Origin of the sequence: Corynebacterium sp. (assembly GCF_030532325.1) — a bacterium.
Classification (GTDB): Bacteria; Actinomycetota; Actinomycetes; order Mycobacteriales; family Mycobacteriaceae; genus Corynebacterium.
Window position 1 is genome coordinate 53509 of the sequence record NZ_JAUNLS010000010.1, and the last position, 23814, is coordinate 77322.

18 protein-coding genes, 4 tRNA genes and 1 pseudogene are annotated in these 23814 nt (G+C 63.1%); 3 read left to right on the forward strand and 20 right to left on the reverse strand.

What is annotated here, in order from left to right:
• Position 1: 1 nt before the first annotated feature.
• Together Q4E25_RS06990 and Q4E25_RS06995 are read right to left on the reverse strand one after the other, a co-directional pair.
• Positions 2 to 3481 carry a DNA-directed RNA polymerase subunit beta gene (locus Q4E25_RS06990; protein WP_303155762.1) on the reverse strand — a complete coding sequence of 1160 codons (3480 nt, stop codon included), beginning with the start codon at positions 3479 to 3481 and terminating at the stop codon, positions 2 to 4.
• A 281-nt stretch (positions 3482 to 3762) separates the two neighbouring features.
• Positions 3763 to 4743 (reverse strand): DUF3068 domain-containing protein, encoded by a 981-nt coding sequence (locus tag Q4E25_RS06995; protein WP_303155764.1) that lies wholly within the window; start codon positions 4741 to 4743, stop codon positions 3763 to 3765.
• Positions 4744 to 4953: 210 nt separating this feature from the next.
• On the opposite strand from Q4E25_RS06995, the gene Q4E25_RS07000 reads away from it, so the two are divergent.
• Positions 4954 to 6150 (forward strand): MFS transporter, encoded by a 1197-nt coding sequence (locus Q4E25_RS07000; RefSeq protein ID WP_303155766.1) that lies wholly within the window; start codon positions 4954 to 4956, stop codon positions 6148 to 6150.
• Between the two features lie 128 nt (positions 6151 to 6278).
• Here the strand turns inward: Q4E25_RS07000 and rplL are convergent, their stop codons facing one another.
• From rplL to Q4E25_RS07055, 11 genes are all read right to left on the reverse strand, one after another.
• Positions 6279 to 6665 carry a 50S ribosomal protein L7/L12 gene (rplL, locus tag Q4E25_RS07005; RefSeq protein WP_303155768.1) on the reverse strand — a complete coding sequence of 129 codons (387 nt, stop codon included), beginning with the start codon at positions 6663 to 6665 and terminating at the stop codon, positions 6279 to 6281.
• 82 nt (positions 6666 to 6747) lie between these two features.
• Positions 6748 to 7269, reverse strand: a complete 522-nt coding sequence (gene rplJ / locus Q4E25_RS07010; protein WP_303155770.1) for a 50S ribosomal protein L10 — start codon at positions 7267 to 7269, stop codon at positions 6748 to 6750.
• A gap of 949 nt (positions 7270 to 8218) precedes the next feature.
• Positions 8219 to 8926, reverse strand: coding sequence for a 50S ribosomal protein L1 (gene rplA, locus Q4E25_RS07015; protein WP_303155772.1), 708 nt, complete (start codon positions 8924 to 8926; stop codon positions 8219 to 8221).
• A gap of 86 nt (positions 8927 to 9012) precedes the next feature.
• Positions 9013 to 9456, reverse strand: coding sequence for a 50S ribosomal protein L11 (gene rplK, locus Q4E25_RS07020; RefSeq protein WP_303155775.1), 444 nt, complete (start codon positions 9454 to 9456; stop codon positions 9013 to 9015).
• Positions 9457 to 9678: 222 nt separating this feature from the next.
• On the reverse strand, positions 9679 to 10623 hold the full coding sequence (gene nusG / locus Q4E25_RS07025; RefSeq protein WP_303155777.1) for a transcription termination/antitermination protein NusG: 945 nt from the start codon (positions 10621 to 10623) through the stop codon (positions 9679 to 9681).
• A gap of 213 nt (positions 10624 to 10836) precedes the next feature.
• Positions 10837 to 11166: a preprotein translocase subunit SecE gene (secE, locus tag Q4E25_RS07030; protein WP_303155780.1), complete on the reverse strand. Its 330-nt coding sequence runs from the start codon at positions 11164 to 11166 to the stop codon at positions 10837 to 10839.
• 25 nt (positions 11167 to 11191) lie between these two features.
• Positions 11192 to 11267 (reverse strand) — tRNA-Trp (locus Q4E25_RS07035).
• A gap of 129 nt (positions 11268 to 11396) precedes the next feature.
• Positions 11397 to 11468: transfer RNA gene (locus tag Q4E25_RS07040), tRNA-Met, on the reverse strand.
• A gap of 32 nt (positions 11469 to 11500) precedes the next feature.
• Positions 11501 to 11576 (reverse strand) — tRNA-Thr (locus tag Q4E25_RS07045).
• Positions 11577 to 11811: 235 nt separating this feature from the next.
• Positions 11812 to 11893, reverse strand: a tRNA-Tyr gene (locus tag Q4E25_RS07050).
• Positions 11894 to 12001: 108 nt separating this feature from the next.
• A complete protein-coding gene (locus Q4E25_RS07055) occupies positions 12002 to 13006 on the reverse strand; it encodes a polyprenyl synthetase family protein (protein ID WP_303155782.1) in 1005 nt (334 codons plus the stop codon).
• Positions 13007 to 13106: 100 nt separating this feature from the next.
• Between Q4E25_RS07055 and Q4E25_RS07060 the strand changes: the two genes are divergently transcribed.
• Positions 13107 to 14420: a geranylgeranyl reductase family protein gene (locus tag Q4E25_RS07060; RefSeq protein ID WP_303155783.1), complete on the forward strand. Its 1314-nt coding sequence runs from the start codon at positions 13107 to 13109 to the stop codon at positions 14418 to 14420.
• Here the strand turns inward: Q4E25_RS07060 and Q4E25_RS07065 are convergent.
• From Q4E25_RS07065 to Q4E25_RS07095, 7 genes and pseudogenes are all read right to left on the reverse strand, one after another.
• Positions 14417 to 15136 (reverse strand): demethylmenaquinone methyltransferase, encoded by a 720-nt coding sequence (locus Q4E25_RS07065; RefSeq protein WP_303155785.1) that lies wholly within the window; start codon positions 15134 to 15136, stop codon positions 14417 to 14419. The genes Q4E25_RS07060 and Q4E25_RS07065 overlap by 4 nt on opposite strands.
• Before the next feature lie 28 nt (positions 15137 to 15164).
• Positions 15165 to 16376 (reverse strand): glycosyltransferase family 1 protein, encoded by a 1212-nt coding sequence (locus tag Q4E25_RS07070; RefSeq protein WP_303155786.1) that lies wholly within the window; start codon positions 16374 to 16376, stop codon positions 15165 to 15167.
• A 63-nt stretch (positions 16377 to 16439) separates the two neighbouring features.
• Positions 16440 to 16889, reverse strand: coding sequence for a DUF3592 domain-containing protein (locus Q4E25_RS07075; RefSeq protein ID WP_368502615.1), 450 nt, complete (start codon positions 16887 to 16889; stop codon positions 16440 to 16442).
• Complete coding sequence (gene menD / locus Q4E25_RS07080) at positions 16890 to 18515, reverse strand: 2-succinyl-5-enolpyruvyl-6-hydroxy-3-cyclohexene-1-carboxylic-acid synthase (RefSeq protein ID WP_303155789.1); 1626 nt, start codon at positions 18513 to 18515, stop codon at positions 16890 to 16892.
• 35 nt (positions 18516 to 18550) lie between these two features.
• A complete protein-coding gene (locus Q4E25_RS07085) occupies positions 18551 to 19198 on the reverse strand; it encodes a hypothetical protein (protein ID WP_303155792.1) in 648 nt (215 codons plus the stop codon).
• A 64-nt stretch (positions 19199 to 19262) separates the two neighbouring features.
• On the reverse strand, positions 19263 to 21692 hold the full coding sequence (locus Q4E25_RS07090) for an excinuclease ABC subunit UvrA (RefSeq protein ID WP_303155794.1): 2430 nt from the start codon (positions 21690 to 21692) through the stop codon (positions 19263 to 19265).
• Positions 21693 to 21988: 296 nt separating this feature from the next.
• Positions 21989 to 22117, reverse strand: a pseudogene (locus Q4E25_RS07095) (IS256 family transposase); the annotation flags it as partial.
• 1285 nt (positions 22118 to 23402) lie between these two features.
• Here Q4E25_RS07095 and Q4E25_RS07100 point away from each other — a divergent pair.
• Complete coding sequence (locus tag Q4E25_RS07100) at positions 23403 to 23813, forward strand: hypothetical protein (protein WP_303155795.1); 411 nt, start codon at positions 23403 to 23405, stop codon at positions 23811 to 23813.
• Position 23814: the final 1 nt, after the last annotated feature.

Consider the following 23814-nt stretch of genomic DNA (forward strand, 5'->3'; position numbering starts at 1 on the left):
ATTAGGCGATGTCGGCGTCGGAACGCTCGTCGCGGGACAGGTTGATACCCAGCGACGGGCCACCATCCATGTCGTCCTCGTCGGAACCGGACAGCTCCATCGGGGTGCCGTCGGTGGAGAGGACCTCCACGTTGAGGCACAGGGACTGCAGCTCCTTGAGAAGAACCTTGAAGGACTCCGGGATGCCCGGATCCGGGATGTTATCGCCCTTGACGATGGCCTCGTAGACCTTAACGCGGCCGACGACGTCATCGGACTTGATGGTGAGCAGCTCCTGCAGGGTGTAGGCAGCGCCGTATGCCTGCATTGCCCACACCTCCATCTCGCCGAAGCGCTGGCCACCGAACTGTGCCTTACCACCCAGCGGCTGCTGGGTAATCATGGAGTACGGGCCGGTGGAGCGTGCGTGGATCTTCTCGTCCACGAGGTGGTGCAGCTTGAGCATGTACATGTAGCCCACAGAAACCGGGTACTTGTAGGGCTCGCCCGAGCGGCCGTCGAAAAGCTGCGCCTTGCCGTGCTCGTCGACGAGCACGTCGCCGTCGCGGTTCGGCTTGGAGGAGGCCAGCAGGCGGGAAATCTCCTCGTTGGAGGCACCGTCGAAGACCGGGGTGGCGGTCAGGGAGCCAGCCGGGACGTCGTAGAGCTCCTCGGGCAGAGTCTTGAGCAGCTCGGCGTTGGCCGGATCCTCGGTGTCGATCTTCCAACCAGCGTGCGCCAGCCAGCCGAGGTGAACCTCAAGTACCTGGCCGATGTTCATACGACGCGGCACACCGTGCGTGTTCAGGATGATGTCCACCGGGGTGCCATCCGCCATGAAGGGCATGTCCTCCGGCGGGAGGATCTTGCCCACCACGCCCTTGTTGCCGTGGCGACCGGCCAGCTTATCGCCGTCCTGGATCTTGCGCTTCTGGGCAACGTAGACGCGGATCATTTCGTTGACGCCCGGGCTCAGATCGTCGTCGTCCTCGCGGGAGAAGCGGGACACGCCGATGACCTTGCCGGTCTCGCCGTGCGGCACCTTCATGGAAGTATCACGCACCTCGCGGGCCTTCTCACCGAAGATGGCGCGCAGCAGGCGCTCCTCCGGGGTCAGCTCGGTCTCGCCCTTCGGGGTGACCTTGCCCACCAGGATGTCGCCCGCGCGCACGTCGGCGCCGATGCGGACGATGCCGCGCTCGTCGAGGTCACGCAGGACGTCGTCGGAGACGTTGGGGATCTCGCGGGTGATCTCCTCCGGGCCCAGCTTGGTGTCACGAGCGTCGATCTCGTGTTCCTCGATGTGGATGGAGGTCAGGATGTCCTCTTCCACGATGCGCTGGTTGAGGATGATGGCGTCCTCGTAGTTGTGGCCTTCCCACGGCATGAACGCCACGAGCAGGTTGCGGCCCAGCGACATCTCGCCGTTGTGGGTACCGGGGCCGTCGGCCAGCACCTGGCCGGCCTCGACGCGCTCGCCGAGGGAGACCAGCGGGGTCTGGTTGTAGTTGGTGTTCTGGTTGGTGCGCTCGAACTTGCGCAGCATGTAGGTATCACGCTGGCCCTCGTCATCCATGATGGTGATGAGGTCCGCGCTGACGTTCTCCACCACACCGGCCTTCGGGGTGATGATGAGATCGCCGGCGTCGTACGCCGCGCGCTGCTCCATGCCGGTGCCCACGTAGGGGGCCTCGGAACGCACCAGCGGCACAGCCTGACGCTGCATGTTTGCGCCCATGAGGGCACGGTTGGCGTCGTCGTGCTCAAGGAAGGGAATCATGGCGGTGGCCACGGAGACCATCTGGCGCGGGGAGACGTCGACGTAGTCCACGCCGGAGGCGTCAGTCACGCCGATATCGCCGTCCTTGAGGCGGACCTCGATGCGGTCGCCGGTGAGGCGGCCCTCGGCGTCCTTTTCCACCTCGGCCTGCGCGATGGCGTACTTATCCTCTTCGTCAGCGGTGAGGTAGACGACCTCGTCGGTGACCTTGCCGTCGACGACCTTGCGGTACGGGGTCTCGATGAAGCCAAAGGCATTGACGCGGGCGTAGGAGGCCAGGGAGCCGATCAGGCCAATGTTCGGGCCTTCCGGGGTCTCAATCGGGCACATGCGGCCGTAGTGGGAGGCGTGCACGTCTCGCACCTCGATGCCGGCGCGCTCACGGGACAGACCGCCCGGGCCCAGCGCGGACAGGCGGCGCTTGTGGGTCAGGCCGGACAGGGAGTTGTTCTGGTCCATGAACTGGGACAGCTGAGAGGTGCCGAAGAACTCGCGGATGGCCGCGGAGACCGGGCGCACGTTGATCAGCGAGGTCGGGGTGATGGACTCAGCGTCCTGGGTGGTCATGCGCTCGCGCACGACGCGCTCCATGCGGGACAGGCCCACGCGAACCTGGTTCTGGATCAGCTCGCCCACGGTGCGCAGGCGGCGGTTTCCAAAGTGGTCGATGTCATCGGTGTGGATGGAGATCATCTCACCGTTGGGAGCCTTCATCTCACGCTCGCCGGCGTGCAGGCGCACCAGGTACTCGAGGGTGACAGCAATGTCTTCCTCGGTCAGGGTCATGAGACCGTCGTGGTCGCCGCCCAGGCCCAGCTTGCGGTTGATCTTGTAGCGGCCAACCTTGGCCAGATCGTAGCGCTTGGCGCGGAAGAAGGAGTTATCCAGCAGCGCCTGCGCAAGATCGCGGGTAGGCTGCTCGCCCGGGCGCTGCTTGCGGTAGATTTCCAGCAGTGCCTCGTCGGTGTTGGACACGCCATCGGACTCGAGGGTGGACATCATGAGCTCGGAGAAGCCGAAGCGCTCCTGAATCTGCTCGGCGGTCCAGCCCAGTGCCTTCAGCAGCACGGTGACCGGCTGGCGGCGCTTGCGGTCGATGCGCACGCCGACGGTATCGCGCTTGTCGACGTCGAACTCCAGCCATGCACCGCGCGAAGGGATGACCTTCACGGAGTGCAGCGGGCGCTCCGTGGACTTATCGATGGTCTGGTCAAAGTACACACCCGGGGAACGCACGAGCTGCGAGACGATAACGCGCTCGGTGCCGTTGACAATGAAGGTGCCCTTATCGGTCATCATCGGGAAATCGCCGATGAAGACGGTCTGGGACTTAATCTCCTGGGTGTCGTTGTTAATGAACTCTGCGGTGACGTACAGCGGCGCGGAGTAGTTGATGTCCTTCTCTTTGCACTCGTCGACGGTGTTCTTCACCGGCTCGAAGCGCGGCTCCGACAGGGACAGGGACATGTTGCCCGAGTAGTCCTGAATCGGCGAGAGCTCCTCGAGGATATCCTCCAGGCCGCTGGTGACGCGTGCCTCGGGGCCGCGCTCAGCCTGCTCGCGCTCACGCCATTCCGGCGTGCCGATGAGCCAAGAGTAGGAATCGAGTTGTAGATCAAGGAGGCCCGGGACAGCGATGGGCTCGCTGATTTTAGCGAAGGAGTATCGCTTCGGGGCTCCAGGGATATTGGCCACTGACTTGGTCTGGCGGGAGACTGCCAAGATGGGTCCTTCCAGTACCTCTGGCGGCTCGCGCTCCGTCCTGGCCGACGAAGCACAAAACCGCTGGTAAATTTAGCATTCGGTCTGCTGTGGAGTATCTGGGTTCAGAATGCACAAAATCACCTTGTCAAGCCGGTTGTGCCAAAACCGCTTGAAAGGCTAAATGTGTACCGAAAATCCAGATTCCAGCGCAACCAAATAGCATAGAGGAATTTACCTGCCATGTAAAGGCGCACGTGCGGGGCATTTGCTTAACGACGTCCCGCCTGCTAGTTCCCGCGCTATCTATCCCCGCGGTGCGCGCCTACCTTAGCACTGCGCCGGCCAAAGGCGCCTAGCGCCCCCGCCGCACCCAGCAACGCAAGGAGAGCACCGACAGCAATACTGCCCCAGCGCACTGCCGTGCCCACCTCGGGGCTGAGGAACTCCGCCGCCTGCTCCAAAAGTGCTGCGCGATCCTCCTCGCTGGTGGAACCCGTGAACACAAACTGCGATTCGCGGCCGGCACCGGTGCGGTCTCCCCAGTAATCATCAATAGCCATGTCCATACCCACCACGAGGCCAGTTTCCTGATCCACGTAGAAGTCACGGGAGCCCATATGGAAGAGGTAGCCCTGCTCGGTGGAGCCATCCTCGTTGGTCAGCGTGGTCGTGGTGTTGCCCGCGAAGACCGTCGCGGTGTTCACCGGCTCGATCTCCTGGTGGTAGCGGTAGACCGTGCGGCCGTCGATCTCCATCTCTTCCTCAAAGACGGCGTCGACAGCCTTGCGCAGGATAGGATCGAAGGCCGGGTAGGTGGTCTGCTCGGCGTGGGCAGGGAACTTCAGCCAGTAGCCGTCCACGGTGACCTCTGCGGTGGGGCTGCCAATCGTGTGGGAGAGCACCGCCGGGCCCTCGGCCTCGCCGCTGAGGCGATCGATGCCATACGTCCACACCCGCGCCATGCTGAGGTCTTCCAGGTTGCCCGAATCCCCACGGATAGCGGATTCACCAATGCGCAGGGTGGCCATGTTCTTATCGGCCGGGTCCTGCACGTCCATGTTGAGCTGATAGGTCATCGGCCCCTCGTAGAGCGAGGTCCCCTCCCCCGTCACCATCTGGGACTTGGCGTTGTCATCCTTGAGCGTCCACGTGGTGTTCTCAATGTCGAGCGGCAGCCGCGGGCTAAAGCTCAGAAAGCTCGGTGCGACAAGCCCGGCTGCCACCAGTGCGACGCCGAGGCCGAGCAACAAGACGGAGAGGATTCGGGACTTGGGGAGCATGGTGGCTTATCCTACCGGTTCGAATACTCAAAGCACACTCAGCATGCCAGCCTCCACAACCATTCGCTGCATTGACCTAGACCTAAAACACTGGTTGTATCGATACCCAGAAGTGCGCCGCGTCACATGCTGCTGGCACACTCGACTACTTCACCTCTGTTGACAATGGAAGGCTGCGCCGATGACCAGTGCCCCCCAAGAAAGAGAAACATGGACTTTCGCCTCTATCTCTGGTCCGATCTCCTAGCGCAGGTTGCCGGGGTCGGGGCAGGTCTGGCCACACCGGTGGTGACCATGCGCTTGAGCGAAAGCCTCACGCTCGCCGGGGTGTACGGAACTATCACCGGTATTGCGGCCCTCGCAGGCGGCGTTTTTGGCGGGGCACTTGCAGATATGCGGCGGCGCAAGCCCCTTATTATCTGGACAAATGCTTTAGCGGGGTTTCTCAACCTCGCGATGGCAGCGCTCATCCTTACCGGCGAGTTTCGCCCCTGGGTGTTTGGCACGCTTCTCGGCTCAATGATGTTCTTCTATAGGGTAGGCCAAGCTTGTGCCGATCCATGCCTGCCCCAAGTGGTCAGAGAAGAGGAACTGGCAGCCAAGCAGGGAATCATCCAAGCCCGCCTGCAGTTTGCGGGTCTGGTTGGACCAGCCGTTGGTGGCCTCCTTTTGGAAATCAACTTGGCACTACCCTTTGCGTTTGTCGGCCTAGCCAACTTCCTGACCATCATTTTCTTCCTTTTCATCCGGACCAACCTGGATCCGGCAAAGAAGGCGGAGAGTAAGTTGCTGCGCACAACGAGGGATGGGCTGACCATCGTTGCCCGCTCTTCCCTCTTACGAGGGCTTATCGCCATGCAGACCCTCTCCAATTGCGCGATCAATGGTTCTCTTTTCATGGCAATTCTCATCCTTGAGGCCGGCAATAACCCGGGCTGGGTCACCGGCCTAGCGCGCACCGCTATCGGTCTCATCGGCATCCTCGGAGCACTCTCAACAAGCTGGCTACAAAAGAAGTTCTCCTTTGCCGCCTTGCAAGTAGGAACGTGCGTATGGATTGCGGTCTCCATTGCCTGCGGCGCCCTCTTGAGCCCGGGGCTATGGATGATCATCCCGTTGGGCCTCTCAGTACTCACTGCTCCCGCGGCTGGAGCAGTGACCTACGCAGTGCTTCATAAACTCATGGCCGAAGAAACCTTTGGCCGTGTGACCAACATACAAGTGAGCACCGTCGTGTCTCTTTCCAGTGCTTGGAATACGCCCTTGGCGTCGCTGTCCCAGCGCTGGACGCTGACAGCGGGGATGTGGGCGAACGTCGTTGCCGGGCTGCTGGCGCTACCGTCTGCCTTTATCTTCGTGCGCCACGTCAAGCGCGCCCTTTCTGAAACGGACACCACCAGCGCCTGACGGGAGCAACTGCTTCACCACAGAAAAATCCCGGCCTCACCCCACACAGAGTGTGGGAGCAAGAACCGGGATAGTTCACGCACAGCGATGCCGCTCGGGGCATCGATGTGGAGTGTAATTCAGGTGAATTACTTGAGCTCGACGGAAGCGCCAGCCTCTTCCAGCTTGGCCTTAGCAGCCTCAGCGTCGTCCTTGGAAGCGCCCTCGATGATGGCCTTCGGAGCGGACTCAACGAGCTCCTTGGCTTCCTTCAGGCCCAGGCCGGAGACGATCTCACGGACAGCCTTGATGACGCCGATCTTCTTGGCGCCGGCGTCGGTCAGAACGACGTCGAACTCGGTCTTCTCCTCCTCAGCAGCGCCACCGGCAGCCGGTGCGCCTGCAGCTGCGACTGCAACCGGAGCAGCAGCCTCAACGTCGAAGACCTCCTCGAACTCCTTAACGAACTCGGAGAGCTCGATGAGGGTCATTTCCTTGAAAGCTTCAATGAGCTCGTCCTTGGTGAGCTTAGCCATGGTAAGCATCCTTTCTTAGTGCGGGCCGGATAGTGTTTCCGCGTCCCAAGTGTGATTGTTGTGTGCGCCTTATGCGGCGTGATTAAGCTTCGGCAGCCTTCTTGTCCTGCAGGGCCGCAGCGGTGCGGACCATCTTGGTAGCAGGAGCGTTGAATGCTGCAGCAGCCTTTGCCATAGAACCCTTCATGGCGCCAGCCAGCTTGGCGAGAGTGGTCTCGCGGTTGTCCAGCTCGGCGATGGCTGCGACCTGGTCGGCAGACAGTACGTTGCCGTCCATGTAGCCACCCTTGACGACGAATGCCTTGTTGTCATCAGCGAACTTCTTGATGACCTTTGCAGCATCCACTGCCTCGCCCTTGATGAACGCAATAGCGGTCGGGCCAGTCAGCTGCTCGTCAAGACCTTCGATGCCAGCTTCGTTGGCAGCGATCTTGAAGAGGGTGTTCTTGGCGACGGAGTACTCAACGTCAAAGCCGAGGTTGTTACGCAGCTCCTGGAGCTGAGCAACGGTCAGGCCGCGGTACTCGGTGAGAACGAGGGAGCTCGAGCCCTCGAGCTTCTCCTTCAGAGTTGCGAGGTCCGCAGTGTTCTTCGGGTTTGCCATTTTCTACTTCGCCTCCTTTCGAAACATCTCTTTGGTTTTCCGCCGAGGCTTCCGCATCAGGCAACATCCGGGGATGCACCCAATGAAAAAGCCCCGTGCAAGAGCACAGGGCGCGCGACACGATGTGTCGCGTTGTATCGCAAAGTGTCTCCTGCGTGGGCCGCCCCATAAAGGTTGGGGACCTTCGATCCGCTGAGCGGATGACCGACGGTCTTCGGTGAACTTCGACTCGACACCGCTAAGCGATGCCGTTCAAACTTCGCTAGCTACCCTACATCCGCGCTGCACAAAAACAAAATCGCGCCCCGCCGCCCCAAACAAAATCGCACCCTCCGCACCGGCGGCGCGGCCAAACGATACACATGCAGCCTCAGCTAGCCACCCGAACCCACAAGGCTGAACCTGGATAGCTGAACCTCGACGTCGCCAAGCGCAGCGGGCTCGCCGTCGGCATTCGCCACTTGGAGGTTCAGCTTTCCAGGTTCAGACATCTAGGATCTGAGACATTGAGGATCTGACTCCTTGCTCTTCCAGTAGAGCCAGACACACATTTTGGCTCTTAACCCAGAAAAGCCGTGAGCCCCAGCCTTGCGGCCGGGGCTCACGGTGTCTCTCTAGGTGTCTTGTCTATCGGTCGGTTTCTCACGCCGCCCGCCCTGCAAGACTCAGGGTGTTCTCTCTATCTCTCATGCGCCTCTCTCAAACGCACATAAGTAAGTATGGGGTACCGACCTTGAGAAGCAATGACCCTACACTGCCAAGTCCCTGAGGGTTCCTGCCAGTTTCCTGCCAGTCACGGCTTGCTAGGGGGCTCAGGTTCTAGGCATAAGCAAGCATAGGCAAAGCCCCGAGCGGCTCATACCCAATGAGCTGCTCAGGGCTGCGGGCGACGGGAAGTCGCCGAGCGTGCTTACACAGTGTGATTACACCGTGTACCTACACCGTGGATTTACTCGGCGTAGTTCTTCTGCACGGAAGCATCCACCGCGATGCCCGGACCGAAGGTGGTGGACATAGTGGCCTTCTTGACATAGACACCCTTGGCGGAGGAGGGCTTCAGGCGCAGGATCTCGTCGTAGAGAGCGCCGTAGTTCTCAGCCAGCTTCTCGGCGTCGAAGGAGGCCTTGCCGATGATGGCGTGCAGGTTAGCGGCCTTGTCCACGCGGAAGGAGATCTTGCCGCCCTTGACGTCGGCAACTGCCTTAGCAACGTCAGCGGTCACGGTGCCGGTCTTCGGGTTCGGCATGAGGCCACGCGGACCCAGGACGCGGGCAACGCGGCCAACCTTAGCCATCTGATCCGGGGTGGCGATGGCGACGTCGAAGTCGATGTTGCCTTCGGTCACGGCAGCGATCAGCTCTTCGGTGCCGACGATGTCAGCGCCAGCGTTCTTGGCGATCTCAGCCTTCTCGCCCTCAGCGAAGACGGCGACGCGAACGTCCTTACCGGTGCCGTTAGGCAGGGAGACGGTGCCGCGAACCAGCTGGTCAGCCTTGCGCGGGTCAACGCCGAGGCGGAAGACAACGTCCACGGTGGCGTCGGTGTTCTTGGAGGAGGTCTCCTTGGCCAGCTTGGCGGCCTCGAGCGGGGAGTACTGGCGGGACTTGTCCACCAGCTCAGCGGCGGCGCGGTACGCCTTAGACTTCTTGGTGCTCATGTGATGCAATTCCTTTTCTTGGATTGATGTGGTCACGGCGGGCCGAAGCTGGCCCTACCACGTGAAGAGGTGACGGTTAGCGGCGCTTACTTAGCCGGGATGCCGTCGACGGTGATGCCCATGGAGCGAGCGGTACCAGCAATGATGCGGGCGCCGTTCTCGATGTCACGAGCGTTGAGGTCCTCGAACTTGGTCTGTGCAATCTCCTTGCACTGTTCCCAGGTCACGGAGCCGACCTTGTCGGTGTGCGGAACGCCGGAGCCCTTCTTGATGCCAGCGGCCTTGAGCAGCAGCTTGGCAGCCGGCGGGGTCTTCAGCTTGAAATCGAAGGAGCGGTCCTCGTAGACGGTGATCTCAACCGGGACCACGTTGCCACGCTGGGACTCGGTAGCGGCGTTGTAAGCCTTGCAGAACTCCATAATGTTGACGCCGTGGGCACCCAGTGCCGGGCCAACCGGCGGAGCCGGGTTAGCGGCGCCAGCCTCGATCTGCAGCTTGATGAAGCCAGTAACCTTCTTCTTCGGAGCCATCGAATTACCTCTTTCCTGTGTTACCGGACGCTGCCACGATGAATAACAGCGACCGTCCGGATGCTCACCTTGCGTGGGCCACCGGGGAGAACGTTTAAATTATCTGCGCACGCCAAAGGCGCACGGCGTCCAATCTTAAAACACCGTGCGCCTTGCTTCCAAATCGCGCTGTCCGCTTGGCAGCGACCCATTTTCCCAGGCCGCGCGCCTGCTCCGGGCTACTTAGGAGATGCGCTCGATCTCCGTCGGGGACAGCTCCACCGGGGTCTCGCGCCCAAAGATGGACACCAGGCCCTGCATCTTGCCGGTCTCCGGGTCAATCTCAGAGATAGTGGCGGAAACCGAGGCCAGCGGGCCGGAGAGGATGGTGACGGCCTCGCCCACCTCGAAGTCGTGCGCGTAGGCCTTCTTCTGCTCGGCCTCCGGCATGGCGATGACCTGCTCGCCTTCGGAGGCAGCGGCGTTGGACTCCGCGGCGGAAACGGTGTCGTTCGGCAGCAGGAACTTGGCCACGTCGCGGATCTTCACCGGGGTGGCGTTGCCCTCGTTGCCCACGAAGGAGGTCACGCCGGGGGTGTCGCGGACGACGGACCAGGCGGCGTCGTTAAGCTCCATGCGCACCAGGACATAGCCCGGCAGCAGCTTGCGCTTGACCACCTTCTTCTTGCCGTCCTTGTTCTCCAGGACCTGCTCGACGGGCACGACGACGTCAAAGATGGAGTCCTCCACCTCAAGGGTCTGCGCACGCATGTCGAGGTTGGTCTTCACCTTGTTCTCGTAGCCGGAGTAGCACTGGATGATGTACCACTTGCCCGGCAGCTTCTTCAGCTCGCGGGTGAACTCGCGCAGGCGACGCCGGTACTCGCTGTCATCGGAAGCCTCCGCGGTCTCTGCGGCTGCGGCCGACTCGGCCTTGCCGGCGCCTTCCGCTTCAGCGCCCGCTGCCTCGCTATCCCCTGCCGGGGCATCCTCCTCTGCGGTGTCTTCTGCCGCCGGGGCCTTGCCGCTTTCCGCACCCGGCTCGGCGGGAGCCTCGAAGCTCGGGGCGGGGGCGGCAGCCTCGGCCTCCGCGGACTCGGCGGCAGCAACGGCCTCGGCAGCCTGCTCCTGCACGTTGTTCATCATGGCCTGTTCGAGGGAAGTCTCGGCGTTGTGCTCATCGCTCATGGTTGTGTGCTCCATCTATATGTCACGCGGTTCTGCCCGCTTGCGTCGATTTTCGCTTGCTTGCTCTGGTGCTCTAGCCTACCCGCGCCGGCGAGCGACCTCGTTCTCGCCGAGGCCCCAGCGCGGTTGTGCGTGCGGTCCATGTGAGCAAAAAGTATCCCGCCGTTCCTTGCGGAATCCGGCGGGATGAAAGCTTATGGTGGGCTAGTTTACCTAACGGGTGAGCACTGCTTCAACTCCGAGGCCAGCCAGCGTGTCAACGCCCCACACCAGCGCGGTAAGGACGATGAGGAAGGCGAAGGTCACCAAAACGTACTGGACCATTTCCTTAGTGGTAGGCCAGACGACCTTCTTCATTTCGGAGGCCACTTCACCCGGGAACGCGGCTACGCCGCCGCCTGGGGTGGAGGAATCTTTCTTGTCCTCGACGCGCACAACGCGCTTGTCTTCGTAGGACTGGGTGGAGGTAGTCGCTGCCCCCGAGAGTTGACGCTTGCCGGTCGGGCGTGCTGCACCGTTGCTCGGCTGACGTTCATCACTCACAGCTGGTTCCTCCTTGGAAAAGTTTTGGCAGGGGCGACAGGACTCGAACCTGCAACCTACGGTTTTGGAGACCGTTGCGCTACCAATTGCGCCACGCCCCTATGCGTACGTCTTCAAAAGACAGCACGCACAACCCTACCAGAACGACGGTCCTGCAAAGAAACCGCCTGCCCTTGGGCTGGAGTCGGTAGTAAAAAAGCGCCTAGACTTCAGGCGCCTTTCTTTCCCGGTAGCGATGGCGAGAATTGAACTCGCGACACAGCGATTATGAGTCGCTTGCTCTACCACTGAGCTACACCGCCATAATCATCCCAACACGCTGTGCAGACATGATTGGAGCCCCCTGACAGAATCGAACTGTCGACCTTTTCCTTACCATGGAAACGCTCTGCCGACTGAGCTAAGGGGGCACAGCCTCTTTGAGTAACGAGTTTTCCTCGCTGTGCTCTCGTTGAAGCCTTGAAAAGATTAACCCGAATGCGCCTCATTGCACAAATCCGCAGCTAGGCAACGAAAAACCGGCCCTGTTACTGCACGCTTTTGCGTCCTTGGCGCGTGTACTGTGCCCAAGGAAGAATCCGGAACTCCACACCGGGGCGGCGGAACGCGAAAGACCCCGTGAACCTGAGTTCACGGGGTCTGCTGTGCCAGGTAGAAGATTCGAACTTCTGAAGGCAATGCCGGCGGATTTACAGTCCGCTCCCTTTGGCCGCTCGGGCAACCTGGCGTGCACTTAACGTGCGATTAGGTACTTTACTATGAAGCCCTACCTGAGATGCAAATCGGCAGGTAAGCCGGGCAAACCACCGAGGGCTGACGGCAGACGCTGCCCTAGCTAGCCCACGCGCTGCACGGTGTAATCCGCCAGCTGACGCAGCGCCTCGCTCGCCGAGTTTTCCGGCAGCAGTGAAAGCTGCCCTTCCACCACACGCAGGTAGCCGTGCACGTCCGCCATGGCCTTCTCGCGGCCCTGGGAGCGGCGCAGCAAATCGATGGCGCGTTCGACGGAGGCGTCGTCCTCCAGCGGGCCGGTGAGCAGCTCACGCAGCTCGTCGCCTACCTCGCCTTCCTCCTCCAAGGCGTAGAGCACGGGAAGGGTAAAGACTCCCTCGCGCAGATCCGTTCCCGGCACCTTCCCGGATTCGGCAGGGTCGGAGAAGATATCGATCACGTCGTCCACAATTTGGAAGATCATGCCCACCGCGGCACCGATCTGGCCCAGCGCCGCGCAGTGCTCCGGAGCCGCGCCCGAGTGGTAGGCACCCAGATAGCCCGCCGAGGCAATAAGCACCGCGGTCTTTTCCCGGATCACCGTCATGTAGTGATCCACCGCGTTGGCCTCCCCCGCGCCGACGGTCTCGCGCATCTGGCCCGTCACCAACTCCTCGAAGGTATCGGCAAAGTGCGCCACCGTGTGCGTATCCAGCTGGCTCATCAGCCGAGAGGCGTGGGCCAGGAGGGCATCGCCAGCCAGAATGGCCACCGAGTTGGTCCAGCGGAAGTTAGCAGATTGCACTCCACGGCGGCGCTCTGCCTCATCCATGACGTCATCGTGGTAAAGCGTGGCCACGTGCACCATCTCCACCACCGTGGCGGCCTTGATCACGTTGGGCGAGCCCGGCTTCTGGCCGTATTCGGAGGCCAAGAGCGCCATCATGGGACGGAAACGCTTGCCCCCTGCCTCGGAAAGGTGCACTACCTTGTCCCGCAGGAAATCCTGCCCGCGGTCAATTTCCGCGTGCAGCAACTTTTCCACCTCAGCCATACCCGCGTTAATGCGCTCGGTCAGCTGCGGATCACCCAGATCCACCTGCGTGGTATGAGTTTGGCCGTGAGTCATTAAAAGCGTTCCTTTTAACTCAAAGATACGAGTGATAATCGATTACTAACCGTATCCCATTGGGCGGGCCTAAACACACTCAAGGTCAGTATCTCGTGCAATGATAGTCCCCATGTCGGAGCAGATCGATTCCCCTTCCACGGCCCGTGAGCCCCGCCCGCTTGGCAGTGAACCCATCACCGGCCCCATCACCACTGAGCTCGCCGTCATCGGCGCCGGGCCCGCTGGCGCCGCCGCAGCCATCCACGCCGCCCGCGCCGGCCACGAGGTCCTCCTCATTGATTCCGCTTCCTTCCCGCGCGATAAAACCTGCGGCGACGGCCTCACCCCGCGCGCGATGCACCAGCTCGACGTCCTCGGCATCGAGGTCAACCCCGGATACCGCAACAAGGGCCTCAAGCTCTTCGGCTACGGCGGCAGCGTCACCGCCCCCTGGCCACAGTGCTACCCCGCCACACAGGGCACGGCGATGAAGCGCCACGAGTTCGACGCGCTCCTTGTCCAGCATGCCGTCGACGCCGGCGCCAGCCTCATACAGGGCACGGCCACCCAGCCGCGCGTGAGCTGCAACCGCGTAGAGTCCTTCCAGGTGGGTTCCACCACGGTGCGCGCCCGCTGGGTAATCGTCGCCGACGGCGTGCGCTCGACCTTTGGTAAACAGCTGGGCCGCACCTGGCACAAGGACGAGGTCTTTGGCATCGCCGCGCGCAGCTACGCCACCTCCCCGCGCGCCGACGAGCCCTGGATGCACTCCCACGTCGAGCTCAAGGACGCCGCGGGGAAGGTGCAGCCGGGCTATGGCTGGATCTTCCCCTTAGGGGCCGAGGCCGGGGCCGTCAACATCGGTCTGGGAGCACTCTCCACCGCGGAGCGCCCCGCCAAGATCAACACCAAGAAGCTGCTGGATTTCTACGCGGCCCAGCAGCGCTCCGAGTGGGGGCTGGGCCCGGTGCAGCACGTGGCCTCCGCGATGCTGCCGATGGGCGGCGCAGTCTCCCACGTGGCGGGCGCCAACTGGATGCTCATTGGCGACGCCGCCGCCTGCGTCAACCCCCTCAACGGCGAGGGCATCGACTACGGGCTGGAGACCGCCGCGCTGGCAGTCGAGATGCTGGGCGCCAAGGACCTCACGCTGGCCTGGCCCGATCTTCTGCGCGCGCACTACGGCGAGGCCTTCCTGCTGGCGCGCACCGCGGCCCGGCTGCTGACCTACCCACAGTTCCTGCCGGTAGTGGGGCCCGTGGCCCTGCGCGGGCCGGTGGGTGCGGCGCTCATGCCGGCGGCCGCGCGGCTGATGGGCAACCTCATCACGGAGGCGGACCGCGACCTCATCGCGCGCGCCTGGCGCCTGGCCGGGCGGGGCGTCGCCGCCGCGCGCAGCGGCAGCCCGCTCTGGGCCGCCTTTGACAGCTAATCCTTGGGCTCGACCTGTCCCTTGGGCTTCACCGCGCTGTGCAGCGCCACGATGCCCAGGGTGAGGTTCTGCCAGCTCGCCTCCGACCACCCATTGCGGTCGATGGCGGCGGCCAGCTCCTCCTGCTCTGGCCAGGCGCGGATGGACTCCGCGAGGTAAATGTAGGCATCCGGGTTGGAGGAGACCACCCGGGCAATCGGCGGCAGCAGGCGGGTGAGGTATTCCTTGTACACCGTGCCGAACAGCGGCACCACCGGCTTGGAGAACTCCGCCACGGCCAGGCGCCCACCCGGCTTGGTCACCCGCGCCATCTCACGCAGACCCAGCTCGAAATCGTGAATATTGCGCAGGCCATAGGAGATGGTCACCGCGTCAAAGGTGTTATCCGGGAAGGGCAGCTGCATGCCATCGCCGGCCACCTTGGGCACGTCGCGCTGGGCGCCCGCCGCCAGCATTCCGCGGGAAAAATCGCAGGCCACGCACCACGCGCCGGACTTGGCCAGCTCCACCGTGGAGACCGCGGTGCCCGCGGCGAGATCGAGGACCTTCTCCCCCGGCTGCAGGTTGAGGCGCTCGCGAGTGCGCTTGCGCCAGTACGCGTCCCGGCCAAAGGAGAGCACCGTGTTGGTGCGGTCATAGTTCTTGCCCACCGCGTCAAACATGCGCGCGACGTCGAAGGGCTTCTTGTCCAGGTCTGCCTTTGAGTTGTTTTTCACCACGCCGCTAGTTTAGGCCACGGCTCGCTTAGGCCACGCGCGCCCCCAAGGCGCGAGCCGCCCAGCGCGGCAACTCGGGGCGTTGGCCGATGATGGTGAGGGGGACCTGACGGACATCGTCAAGCACCTGCTCGTAGTAGCCCACCAGCTGCTCACACAGGGCCTGCCACGTCTTGGAGGAGATGGACTCGCGGGCGTTGGCGCGCAGCTCCGCGTGAATCTCCGGGTTGAGCAGGGCGTCCACCGCGTTGGGCAGGTCCTCCACGAAGGTCTCCACGTTCAGCAGCAGGCCGTTGTAGCCCTCCTCGATGAGATCCACCGGCCCGCCCGCGCGGGGCCCGATGGTGGGGACGCCGGAGGCCTGCGCCTCCTGGATGGCCTGGCAGAAGGTCTCGAACTCGCCGGCGTGCACAAAGACGTCGAGCGAGGCGTAAGCCTGCGCCAGCTCCTCCCCGCCCAAAGCCCCCAGGAAGATCGCACCGGGCAGCTGGGCCTCCAGCAGCGGGCGCTCCGGGCCGTCACCGACGATGACCAGCTGGATATCCTCGCGGCCCACCAGCGCGGCCAGGCGGTGCACGCCCTTTTCCGCAGCGAGGCGGCCGACGAATCCCACCACCTTTTTCTCCGTGCCATCCGGGCGGCGCAGGTTCCACGAGGCGCGCAGGGACTCGCTGCGCTTGCTGGGGTGGAAGCGCTCGGCGTCCACGCCACGGCCCCAGTGGTGCACGTTTTTAATGTGGTGCTTCTCCAGCTCCGCGATGGTCAGCGAGGACGGCGCCAGGGTGAGCTGGCAGGCGTTGTGGATGGTGCGCAGCCACTCCCAGGTGGCATACGCCAGCGCGGAGGCGTGGTACTTGGTGGCAAATCCGGCCACGTCCGTCTGGTACACCGCCACGGAGGGGATGCGCAGCTGGCGCGCGGAAAAGGCACCGGCGGCGCCGAGCACAAACGGGCTGGCCAGGTGGATGATGTCCGGCTTGAAGGCGCGCAGGGTTTCATCCACCGCGGTGGTGGGCACGCCCACCGGCAGGGAATCGATCATCGGAATGCGCACCGTGGGCACGCGCACGATGCTGAAGCCGAGGTAGTCGGGGATCTCCTCCTGCCCGGGGCGCGCGCCCGGGGCGATCACGATGGCCTCATGGCCCTCCGCGCGCAGGTGTTCAAGGACCCGCAGGACGGAATTGGTCACGCCGTTGACGTTGGGCAAGAAGGATTCAGCAACGATGGCTACACGCATGCTGCCCATCATCCCCCGTGCTCATGGTCGGGCGGTAACGCGGGTGGAAAGTTTTGGTGAACATTACTTTCTGCGCGCGGTGAGCCGGGAGACCAGCCACCACAGCGCACCCGCCACCGCGGTGGCCACTGCCACAGAGGAGAGCGCCGGGATGAGCGAGAGCGTCCACTCACGCCCCTCCACCTTGACCAAGTCCGGGTTGCTGCGCGAATAAGCCACCCACACCTGTTGGCCCTCACCGAGCCCCGTGGGATACAGCAGCCCGGTGGGCGGCGAATGGTAGATGCCCTCGGAATCCTGGTAGTCCACCGAGGTGCGCATCCAGTCCACCGAGCTCACCGTGGCCAGCGCGCGCCCGGGGTTGGAGTTGATCTCGCGGTCATTGAGGTAGGCGCCAATGACCATGCCCACCATCCCCACCAGGGCCGCCGCGTAGAGCACGAGGATCAGCTGGTGCAGCCGGCGCCGAAACACCGCCGGCGAATAATGCGGGGCGGCCTGACGTGGCGGCACCTAGGAGCCCACCTTCTCAGTCAGTTCCTTCTGCAGGGCGCGGCGCGTGGCCCGCGTGGTGTGTGCTTCCACCACGGTGATGCCCGTGGAGTGCTCCTTGAGCTCCGCCAGGGTATCCAGCAGCTCCTGCACGGTGTGCGCCTCGCGGTAGTCCGCCCCGCAGGCCTCCGCCAGCTTAGCGACGCCCACCCCATGCGGGGTGCCAAACGCCTTCTCAAAGGAAGCACGGAAGGGCTCCGCCCCCTGCTCGAGGACCTCGAAGATTCCGCCGCCGTCGTCGTTGGCCACCACGATGGTGAGGTTCTCCGGGCGCGGGTTATCCTCCGGCAGGATGAGGGAGGTGGCGTCGTGGAGGAAGGTGACGTCGCCAAGCAGGGCCACCACGCGCGGGGCGCGCCAGGCCTCCGCCTCGCGGTGCTGGGTAGCCAGTGCCACGCCAATGGCCTGGGCGATGGTGCCATCGATGCCGGCGGTGCCGCGCGGGGAGAAGGTATCCACGCCGTCGAAAGGCAGGCCGATGAGGGAGGCATCACGCACCGGGTTAGAGGCGCCGAGCACGAGGGTATCGCCCACCGAGAGCGTATCCCCCACCGCGGCCGCCGCGTGCAGCCCGGTAAAGCCCAACTCCTCGTTCTCCAGGACCTCGCGCACAGCACTGGAGGCCATCTGTGCTGCGCCCTCGCAGATCTTCATCCAGTCCTTCGTGGGCTCGCCGCTGACCTTGACGGTGGTGCCCAGGCGGGCGGACTCGCCGCGCGGGTTAGTGAAATCCTCCGTGCGCGAGAGGCAGACGAGCTCGATATCGGGGTCATTGATGAGCGCGAGCACGCCGCGGTGCAAGGTGGGGTGCCCCACGACGATGACCTGCTCCACCTTGGTGTTGACCACGTAGTCATTGGCGGAGACCTGCTCGCGGCGGAAGATGTGCGCGGCCGCGGGGTGCACGGGGTGATAGGGCGCCGGCGCGGTGGGCTCGGCGATGGTCGGCACGTCCTCGAGGCCCTCGACCTCCCAGGCCTCGTCGCCAGCGATGACCAAGGTGTTGCGGCTCACATCCACGTCCACGCTGCCATGATCCACCCAGCGCGGAAGCGGGGCGCGGCGCAGGGTGGTGTCACCGACACGCGCAGGCAACCCCTCGCCCACCAGTGGAGCGTCGAAGGCGACGTTGATGTGCACCTGCAGGTCCTGGGTGAAGCGCTGGGAGATATAGGCCACCTGCTCGGTGGAGGTGACCTGCGTAGTCTGCGCGTAGTGGGCAAAGATGCCCTGCTGCTCGATGGTCTGCGAGGCCCCCGTGCCCACCATTCTTTCCGGGCGGTCGGCGCTGATGATGGCCAGCGGGACGTGCGCGTAGTGCGCCTCGATGAGAGCCGGGTAGGTATTGGCCACCGCGGTGCCGGAGGTCATCACCACGCCGACGTGGCGGCGCTGCACGCGCGCCATGCCCAGAGCACAAAAGGCGGCGGAGCGCTCATCCAGGCGGGTGTGCACGCGGATGTCTTCGCGGGCCAGCAGGGCCAGCACCAGCGGGGCGTTGCGCGAACCGGGGCAGACGATCACATCGGTGAGGTGCCGGGCCAGTTGCGCGGCGACGGCTTCGGCCAGCGTCATGGAATCAGTCATGCTGGCCAATCTTACCCGCCTGGGATCAGCGCCTCTTAGGCGTCGTTGGTAGCGCCCTGCCCGCCGGCGCCGGAGTCACCGAAGAGATCATTGAGCAGCCCCTCCAAATCCTGGGTGCCCTGATCCAGCTGATCCTGCAGCTCCGTGGGAACCTCGGTGGGCAGGGTGGGCTGGCGGTCCTCGGCGGGGGCCTCCTCCGTCTCGGTCACGGTGGTGGGCACCTCCTCGGTGACAGTAGCGGTCTCGGTCACTGGCTCCGGAGCGGGCTTGTCCGCCTCGGAGGACGCCGAGCGCCACATGAAGAAGAAGGCCACGGCGGCCACCACGGCGATGGCGGCGATCGCAGCGAACACGCCGGCCAGTGCCCCGCCGCCGCTCTTCTTGCCCTTGTCTACCTCGTAGCTGGAGGGAACCGGATCAAAGTCCTGCGGGCTGTAGGACTGCTGGCCGGTCTGACCGTAGCCCTGCTGGGAGCCATAAGCCGAGCCCGGGCCCGGCCGGCCAAAGCCCTGCTGGCCTGGTGCCTGCTGGTTCTGGGAGGGAAAGACCTGGCGCGGGCGATCCTCCGGCTGGCCGAAGGCCCGCGTCTCATTGCTATCGGCGTTGCCGCCCACGCGCCCGAACTGGCGGGTCTCCTCGTTACCGTTATCGGCGGGGTTGGGCCTTCCAAAATTCTCCGGCATAACTGACGTCCTTACTTAACCTGGATGCTTTATTTCTGCTTCTATCTCTGCTTCTGCGTTGCGGCTAGTGTACCCGGCCAGCCAGCGTGCGTCCGGTTGGAGTGTTCCCTTCCGCCACCTGCGCAGGGGTGCCCTCGGCCACGATGCGCCCACCCTCGGCGCCGGCGCCGGGGCCGAACTCGATGATCCTATCCGCCGCGGCCAGCACCGCGGGATCGTGCTCCACCACGATCACCGTCTGCGAGGACTCCACCAGCTTGTGCAGCTCCGCGTTGAGCAAGGCGATATCGGCCGGGTGCAGGCCGGTGGTGGGCTCATCGAGCAGATAGAGCGTGTGCCCCTTGCGCGCGCTGCGGGAGCGCTGCAGCTCCGTGGCCAACTTGATGCGCTGCGCCTCGCCGCCCGAAAGCTCCGGGGAGCCCTGCCCCAGGCGCAGATAGTCCAGCCCCACCGCCTGCAGCGTCTCCAGGGAGCGCAGGATCTTCGGCTGCTCGCTGAAGACCTCGAGGGCCTCGGCCACCGTCAGCTCCAGCACCTCAGCGATGGTCCTGCCCTCCCAGCGCACCTCGAGGGTCTCCTCGTTATAGCGCCGGCCCTGGCACTCCGGGCACACCGTGGTGGAGCCGGGCAGGAAAACCAGCTCCACCTCGATGCTTCCCGCGCCCGCGCAGGTGGGGCACTGCCCCTGCTTGACGTTGTAGGAAAAACGCGAGGCCGTCCACTTCCTTTCCTTGGACTCCGGCAGGGAGGCAAAGAGCTTGCGCACGTGATCGAACAGCCCGGTGTAGGTGGCCAGAGTCGAGCGCGAGGTGCGCCCGATGGGCTTCTGGGTAATGCTTACCAGGCGCTTGACCTCCTCGAAACCGCGGGTCTCACCCACCGACCACTCGGGCGCGGGGCCCTCGTCCTCCTCCACCGCGGCCGCGCGCAGAATCCCGGCCAGCGCCCCAAGCAGGCTGGACTTGCCCGAACCGGACACCCCGGCAATCGCGGTGAACTGGCCACGGCCCAGGCTGATGTCGAGGTTTTCGATGTTGCGCGCGTTCAGGCCCGCAAGCTCCAGCTGCCCGGTGGCCTTCCTGGCCGTGGCGTTGAGCTCCAGTGCGCGGTGGCGCAGCGCGTGGGAGGTCGGGGTGTCGGCGTCGTAGTCACTCACCGGGCCGGAGTACACCACCTCGCCGCCGTGCTCGCCGGCCAGCGGGCCGACGTCCACCAGCCAATCGGCCTGGGCCACCAGTTCCATATCGTGCTCCACCAAGACCACGCTGTTGCCGGCCGCGATGAAGCGGCGGCAGATCTCCAGCACCGCGCTGCGCTCCTGCGGGTGTAGTCCCGCCGAGGGCTCGTCCAGCACGTAGGTCACCCCGAAGAGCCCGGAGCGCAGCTGCGCGGCCAGCCGGATGCGCTGCATCTCCCCTCCGGAGAGCGTGGCGGCCGGCCGGTCCAGGCTCAGGTGACCCAGGCCCAGCTCCAGCGCGGATTCCACGGCGGGCAGCAGCTGCTTGAGCAGCAGGTCCTCCGCACTGCCGGGCTCGGGGCTGCGCGCGGTGAGGGTGCGGTGGACATCGTCCAGCGGCAGAGCACTCAGGGCATCGATGGGCATGCCGGCATACGTCACCTCCAGGGCCCGCGGGTTGAGGCGGCGGCCCTGGCACGTGGAGCACGTGCGGGTCTCCATGAAGCTCAACGCCCGTTTGCGCAGGGATTCCGACTGCGTCTCGCGCACCGTCTTGGTGAGGTAGCTCGCCACGGAGCGCCACGTGCCCTCGTAGTTGCGCTGAATCTGATCCGCCCCGCGCCGCGGCTTGACCGTGACCACGGGGCGCTCCTCGGTAAAGAGAATCCACTCGCGGTCCTTGCGCGGCAGCTCCTCCCACGGTGAGTCCAGATCAAAGCCCAGTTCCTGCAGGATGTCGTGGAAGTTCTTGCCCGCCCACGCGCCCGGCCAGGCGGCGATAGCGCCTTCCTCGATGCTCAGGCTTGGGTCCGGCACCATGGTCTGCTCGGTGGGCTCGTGCACCACGCCGGTGCCCTGGCAGGTGGGGCACATGCCCTCAGGCGTGTTGGGGGAAAAGGAATCCGAGTACAAGCCCTCCGGGTTCTCCCCGGCGCGCGAATACAGCAGGCGCACGGTATTCGACATGGTGGAGATCGTGCCCACGGTGGAGCGCGCCCCGCTTGACGACGCCCCCTGCTGCAACGCCACCGTCGGCGGCAGCCCCGCGATGTCCCCCACCTGGGGATCGACCGCCGAGCTAATCAGCCTGCGCGCAAAGGGCGCCACCGATTCCAGGTAGCGGCGCTGGCCCTCACCATGGATGGTGCCGAAGGCCAGCGAAGATTTGCCGGATCCGGAGACCCCCGTAAAAGCCACGAGCATGCCGCGTGGGAAGTCCACGTCGACGTTACGCAGGTTGTGCAGGTGGGCGTCGCGGACGCGGATCTGACCGGTATCGAGGGCTGTGTCTGCCTGGGCTGTGTCTGCGGAACTCATGTGGCCCAGGGTATCGCGGCACTGCGTTTCTCAGTTCTCTCGAGGCTCAGCCCTCTCAAGCCGCCCCGCTCCTCTCACGTCTCACAGCTCCCAAAGCTCACAGCGCTCATCAGACGGAGACATACAAGCATTGCGGGCCAAAATCGAACTTTTCCGTTTTCACTACATATTCGTTAAGGGCGCTCCCCTAGCCATCACCTTCAGCAAGACCACCAGACCACAGCCCCCGCCACGCCACAAGAACAACCACGACTCCCCATCGCTCACCATTTGACTTTTCCTCACTACCTTCAGGTCAACCAAAACGCTTCGAATCTGCGCTGTAGTGTGCGCGCAGAGCAATCTAACGAATCAGCGATGGCTTCGAGGCTGTCCCCGGTGGTAGCATGCCTGATAAAGGCCTTAAATGATGCGGCTTGCGTGACCAGTGAAATCGTGCGCAATGACGTTTCCGTCGGTGACAAATAGACCTGCAGTGAGCAAAAACGGATTGATACCCCGTCGGTGAATCTAGGCGAGGCATCAATCTCTGAGTACGCACGAATTTGCTCATTTCCGGAGTCTCACCCATTGAAGTGGTGATCGGAATTGTGCACCTATCAATCTGCGTTTTCTTGATGCCCAGGCTCCTAGTCAGTCTTCCTACTGAGGAACGCAGCTGCTAATATGAGGACCCCGGCTTTCAATGCGAATGGGACGAGTAAAATCGGCGGAGCACTCCTTGACGGTTTTTGTCGTCAAAGTGGGTTTCAGCTGAATCCGCCAGGGTTATCAGCGAGACAGCTCTGCCCGGGAGGCCAGCTAAGCTTGCGAATCCGGCAATATAGTTCTCTGCGGCAACTCTATCGTCCAGAGAATCGTAGAATTTCTTAGCCTGGCAATTATCCATTTCCGCAGTGGACTGATATACAGTGACCTGCGCTCCAGGAGCGCCGCCCGTATACATGCGTTCTGTGTAGGAGTTATTTCCGTGGCAATCTTGCGCAATGGCAGGGGAAGCTACCACTGGGAAAACGAACCTGCGACTACCGATGCACCAACGATCAATCGGCGCATCTTACTTTTTCCTCAACGTCATTTTTTCCTCCTAGATTGTTGGTCATTTCAATAATAAGAGACACCACGATTCCCGCCCCTAGCGATATATAAAAGGAAAGACTGTTTGAAAGGCCAAGGGAACTCAGTAACAGGAACGTCACTATTGACACGATGACCAGAGAGCTCGTGGATATCAGGTATTCTTTCATTTTTCTCCTAGAACCTTCTCCTAGCACCTTGTTGTAGCTTTACAGCCTCAACTACAGCAAGGCCTACGGGCCATTAAGCCGCCCTAGACGGTCCGTAAGATGATTTGAAGAGTCTTTCCTCAAATCACCTTAGCTACAAACGTAGCATTGATCTACTTATATTGATCTAATTATTCAGCGCGATAATCATTTATTAATCTACTTATTCAGCACGATAATCATTCGTATTACCTCTGACAGGGAACTCATTAATGCAGTTAGGGCCCACCGTGAGGGAGCCGAAGCATTCAAGCCCCTAGCCTAGGCTATAGATGCAGAAATCGCTGGAGCACTTAACCAGTACGATCCAGAGCTTATCGATGATGCTCGCGTGTCGTGTGGACTGCCCCAAGTAAAATCGGTACATGACGAAATAGCTTTCAGACATGACTCAAGACTGGTCACCGCCTGCCCCAGCAAGCCCTTGCTCAGAACACTCGCCGAGTCCGCCCCGGTGGGCACCTCCTCCCAGTGGGAGCGCAAGGTCATCCACCATCTGTGCGGACGCGGCCTGAATCCTCGGCCCAACGTCAAGCTGGGCAGTTACTACTGGGACCTCTATTTCAAGAAGTCACGTACCGTTGTCGACCTCGACTCCATCTACTTCCATGCTCCGGGCACCAACCACGACACATTCCTCATCGGCCTGTGGAAGCACAACCAGGCGGTCGAATTAGGCTGGTCACCGCTACATTTCAGCGACGAATGCACCCAATACCACATGGGCTATGTCCTCGACATGATTGAGAGAGTAGTCAAGAATTCTGGCACTGCGCTGCTCACCCCGGCCTGGCGTTTCCACGAAGGGGTCAGCCTTCAGTCCCACGAGCGCTAAA

Bases quoted from the DNA above. Each gene is read 5' to 3' on its own strand.
- Q4E25_RS06995 (WP_303155764.1), bottom strand. From the start codon at position 4,743: ATGCTCCCCAAGTCCCGAATCCTCTCCGTCTTGTTGCTCGGCCTCGGC.
- Q4E25_RS07000 (WP_303155766.1), top strand. From the start codon at position 4,954: ATGGACTTTCGCCTCTATCTCTGGTCCGATCTCCTAGCGCAGGTTGCC.
- rplL (WP_303155768.1), bottom strand. From the start codon at position 6,665: ATGGCTAAGCTCACCAAGGACGAGCTCATTGAAGCTTTCAAGGAAATG.
- rplJ (WP_303155770.1), bottom strand. From the start codon at position 7,269: ATGGCAAACCCGAAGAACACTGCGGACCTCGCAACTCTGAAGGAGAAG.
- rplA (WP_303155772.1), bottom strand. From the start codon at position 8,926: ATGAGCACCAAGAAGTCTAAGGCGTACCGCGCCGCCGCTGAGCTGGTG.
- rplK (WP_303155775.1), bottom strand. From the start codon at position 9,456: ATGGCTCCGAAGAAGAAGGTTACTGGCTTCATCAAGCTGCAGATCGAG.
- nusG (WP_303155777.1), bottom strand. From the start codon at position 10,623: ATGAGCGATGAGCACAACGCCGAGACTTCCCTCGAACAGGCCATGATG.
- Q4E25_RS07055 (WP_303155782.1), bottom strand. From the start codon at position 13,006: ATGACTCACGGCCAAACTCATACCACGCAGGTGGATCTGGGTGATCCG.
- Q4E25_RS07060 (WP_303155783.1), top strand. From the start codon at position 13,107: ATGATAGTCCCCATGTCGGAGCAGATCGATTCCCCTTCCACGGCCCGT.
- Q4E25_RS07070 (WP_303155786.1), bottom strand. From the start codon at position 16,376: ATGCGTGTAGCCATCGTTGCTGAATCCTTCTTGCCCAACGTCAACGGC.
- menD (WP_303155789.1), bottom strand. From the start codon at position 18,515: ATGACTGATTCCATGACGCTGGCCGAAGCCGTCGCCGCGCAACTGGCC.
- Q4E25_RS07085 (WP_303155792.1), bottom strand. From the start codon at position 19,198: ATGCCGGAGAATTTTGGAAGGCCCAACCCCGCCGATAACGGTAACGAG.
- Q4E25_RS07090 (WP_303155794.1), bottom strand. From the start codon at position 21,692: ATGAGTTCCGCAGACACAGCCCAGGCAGACACAGCCCTCGATACCGGT.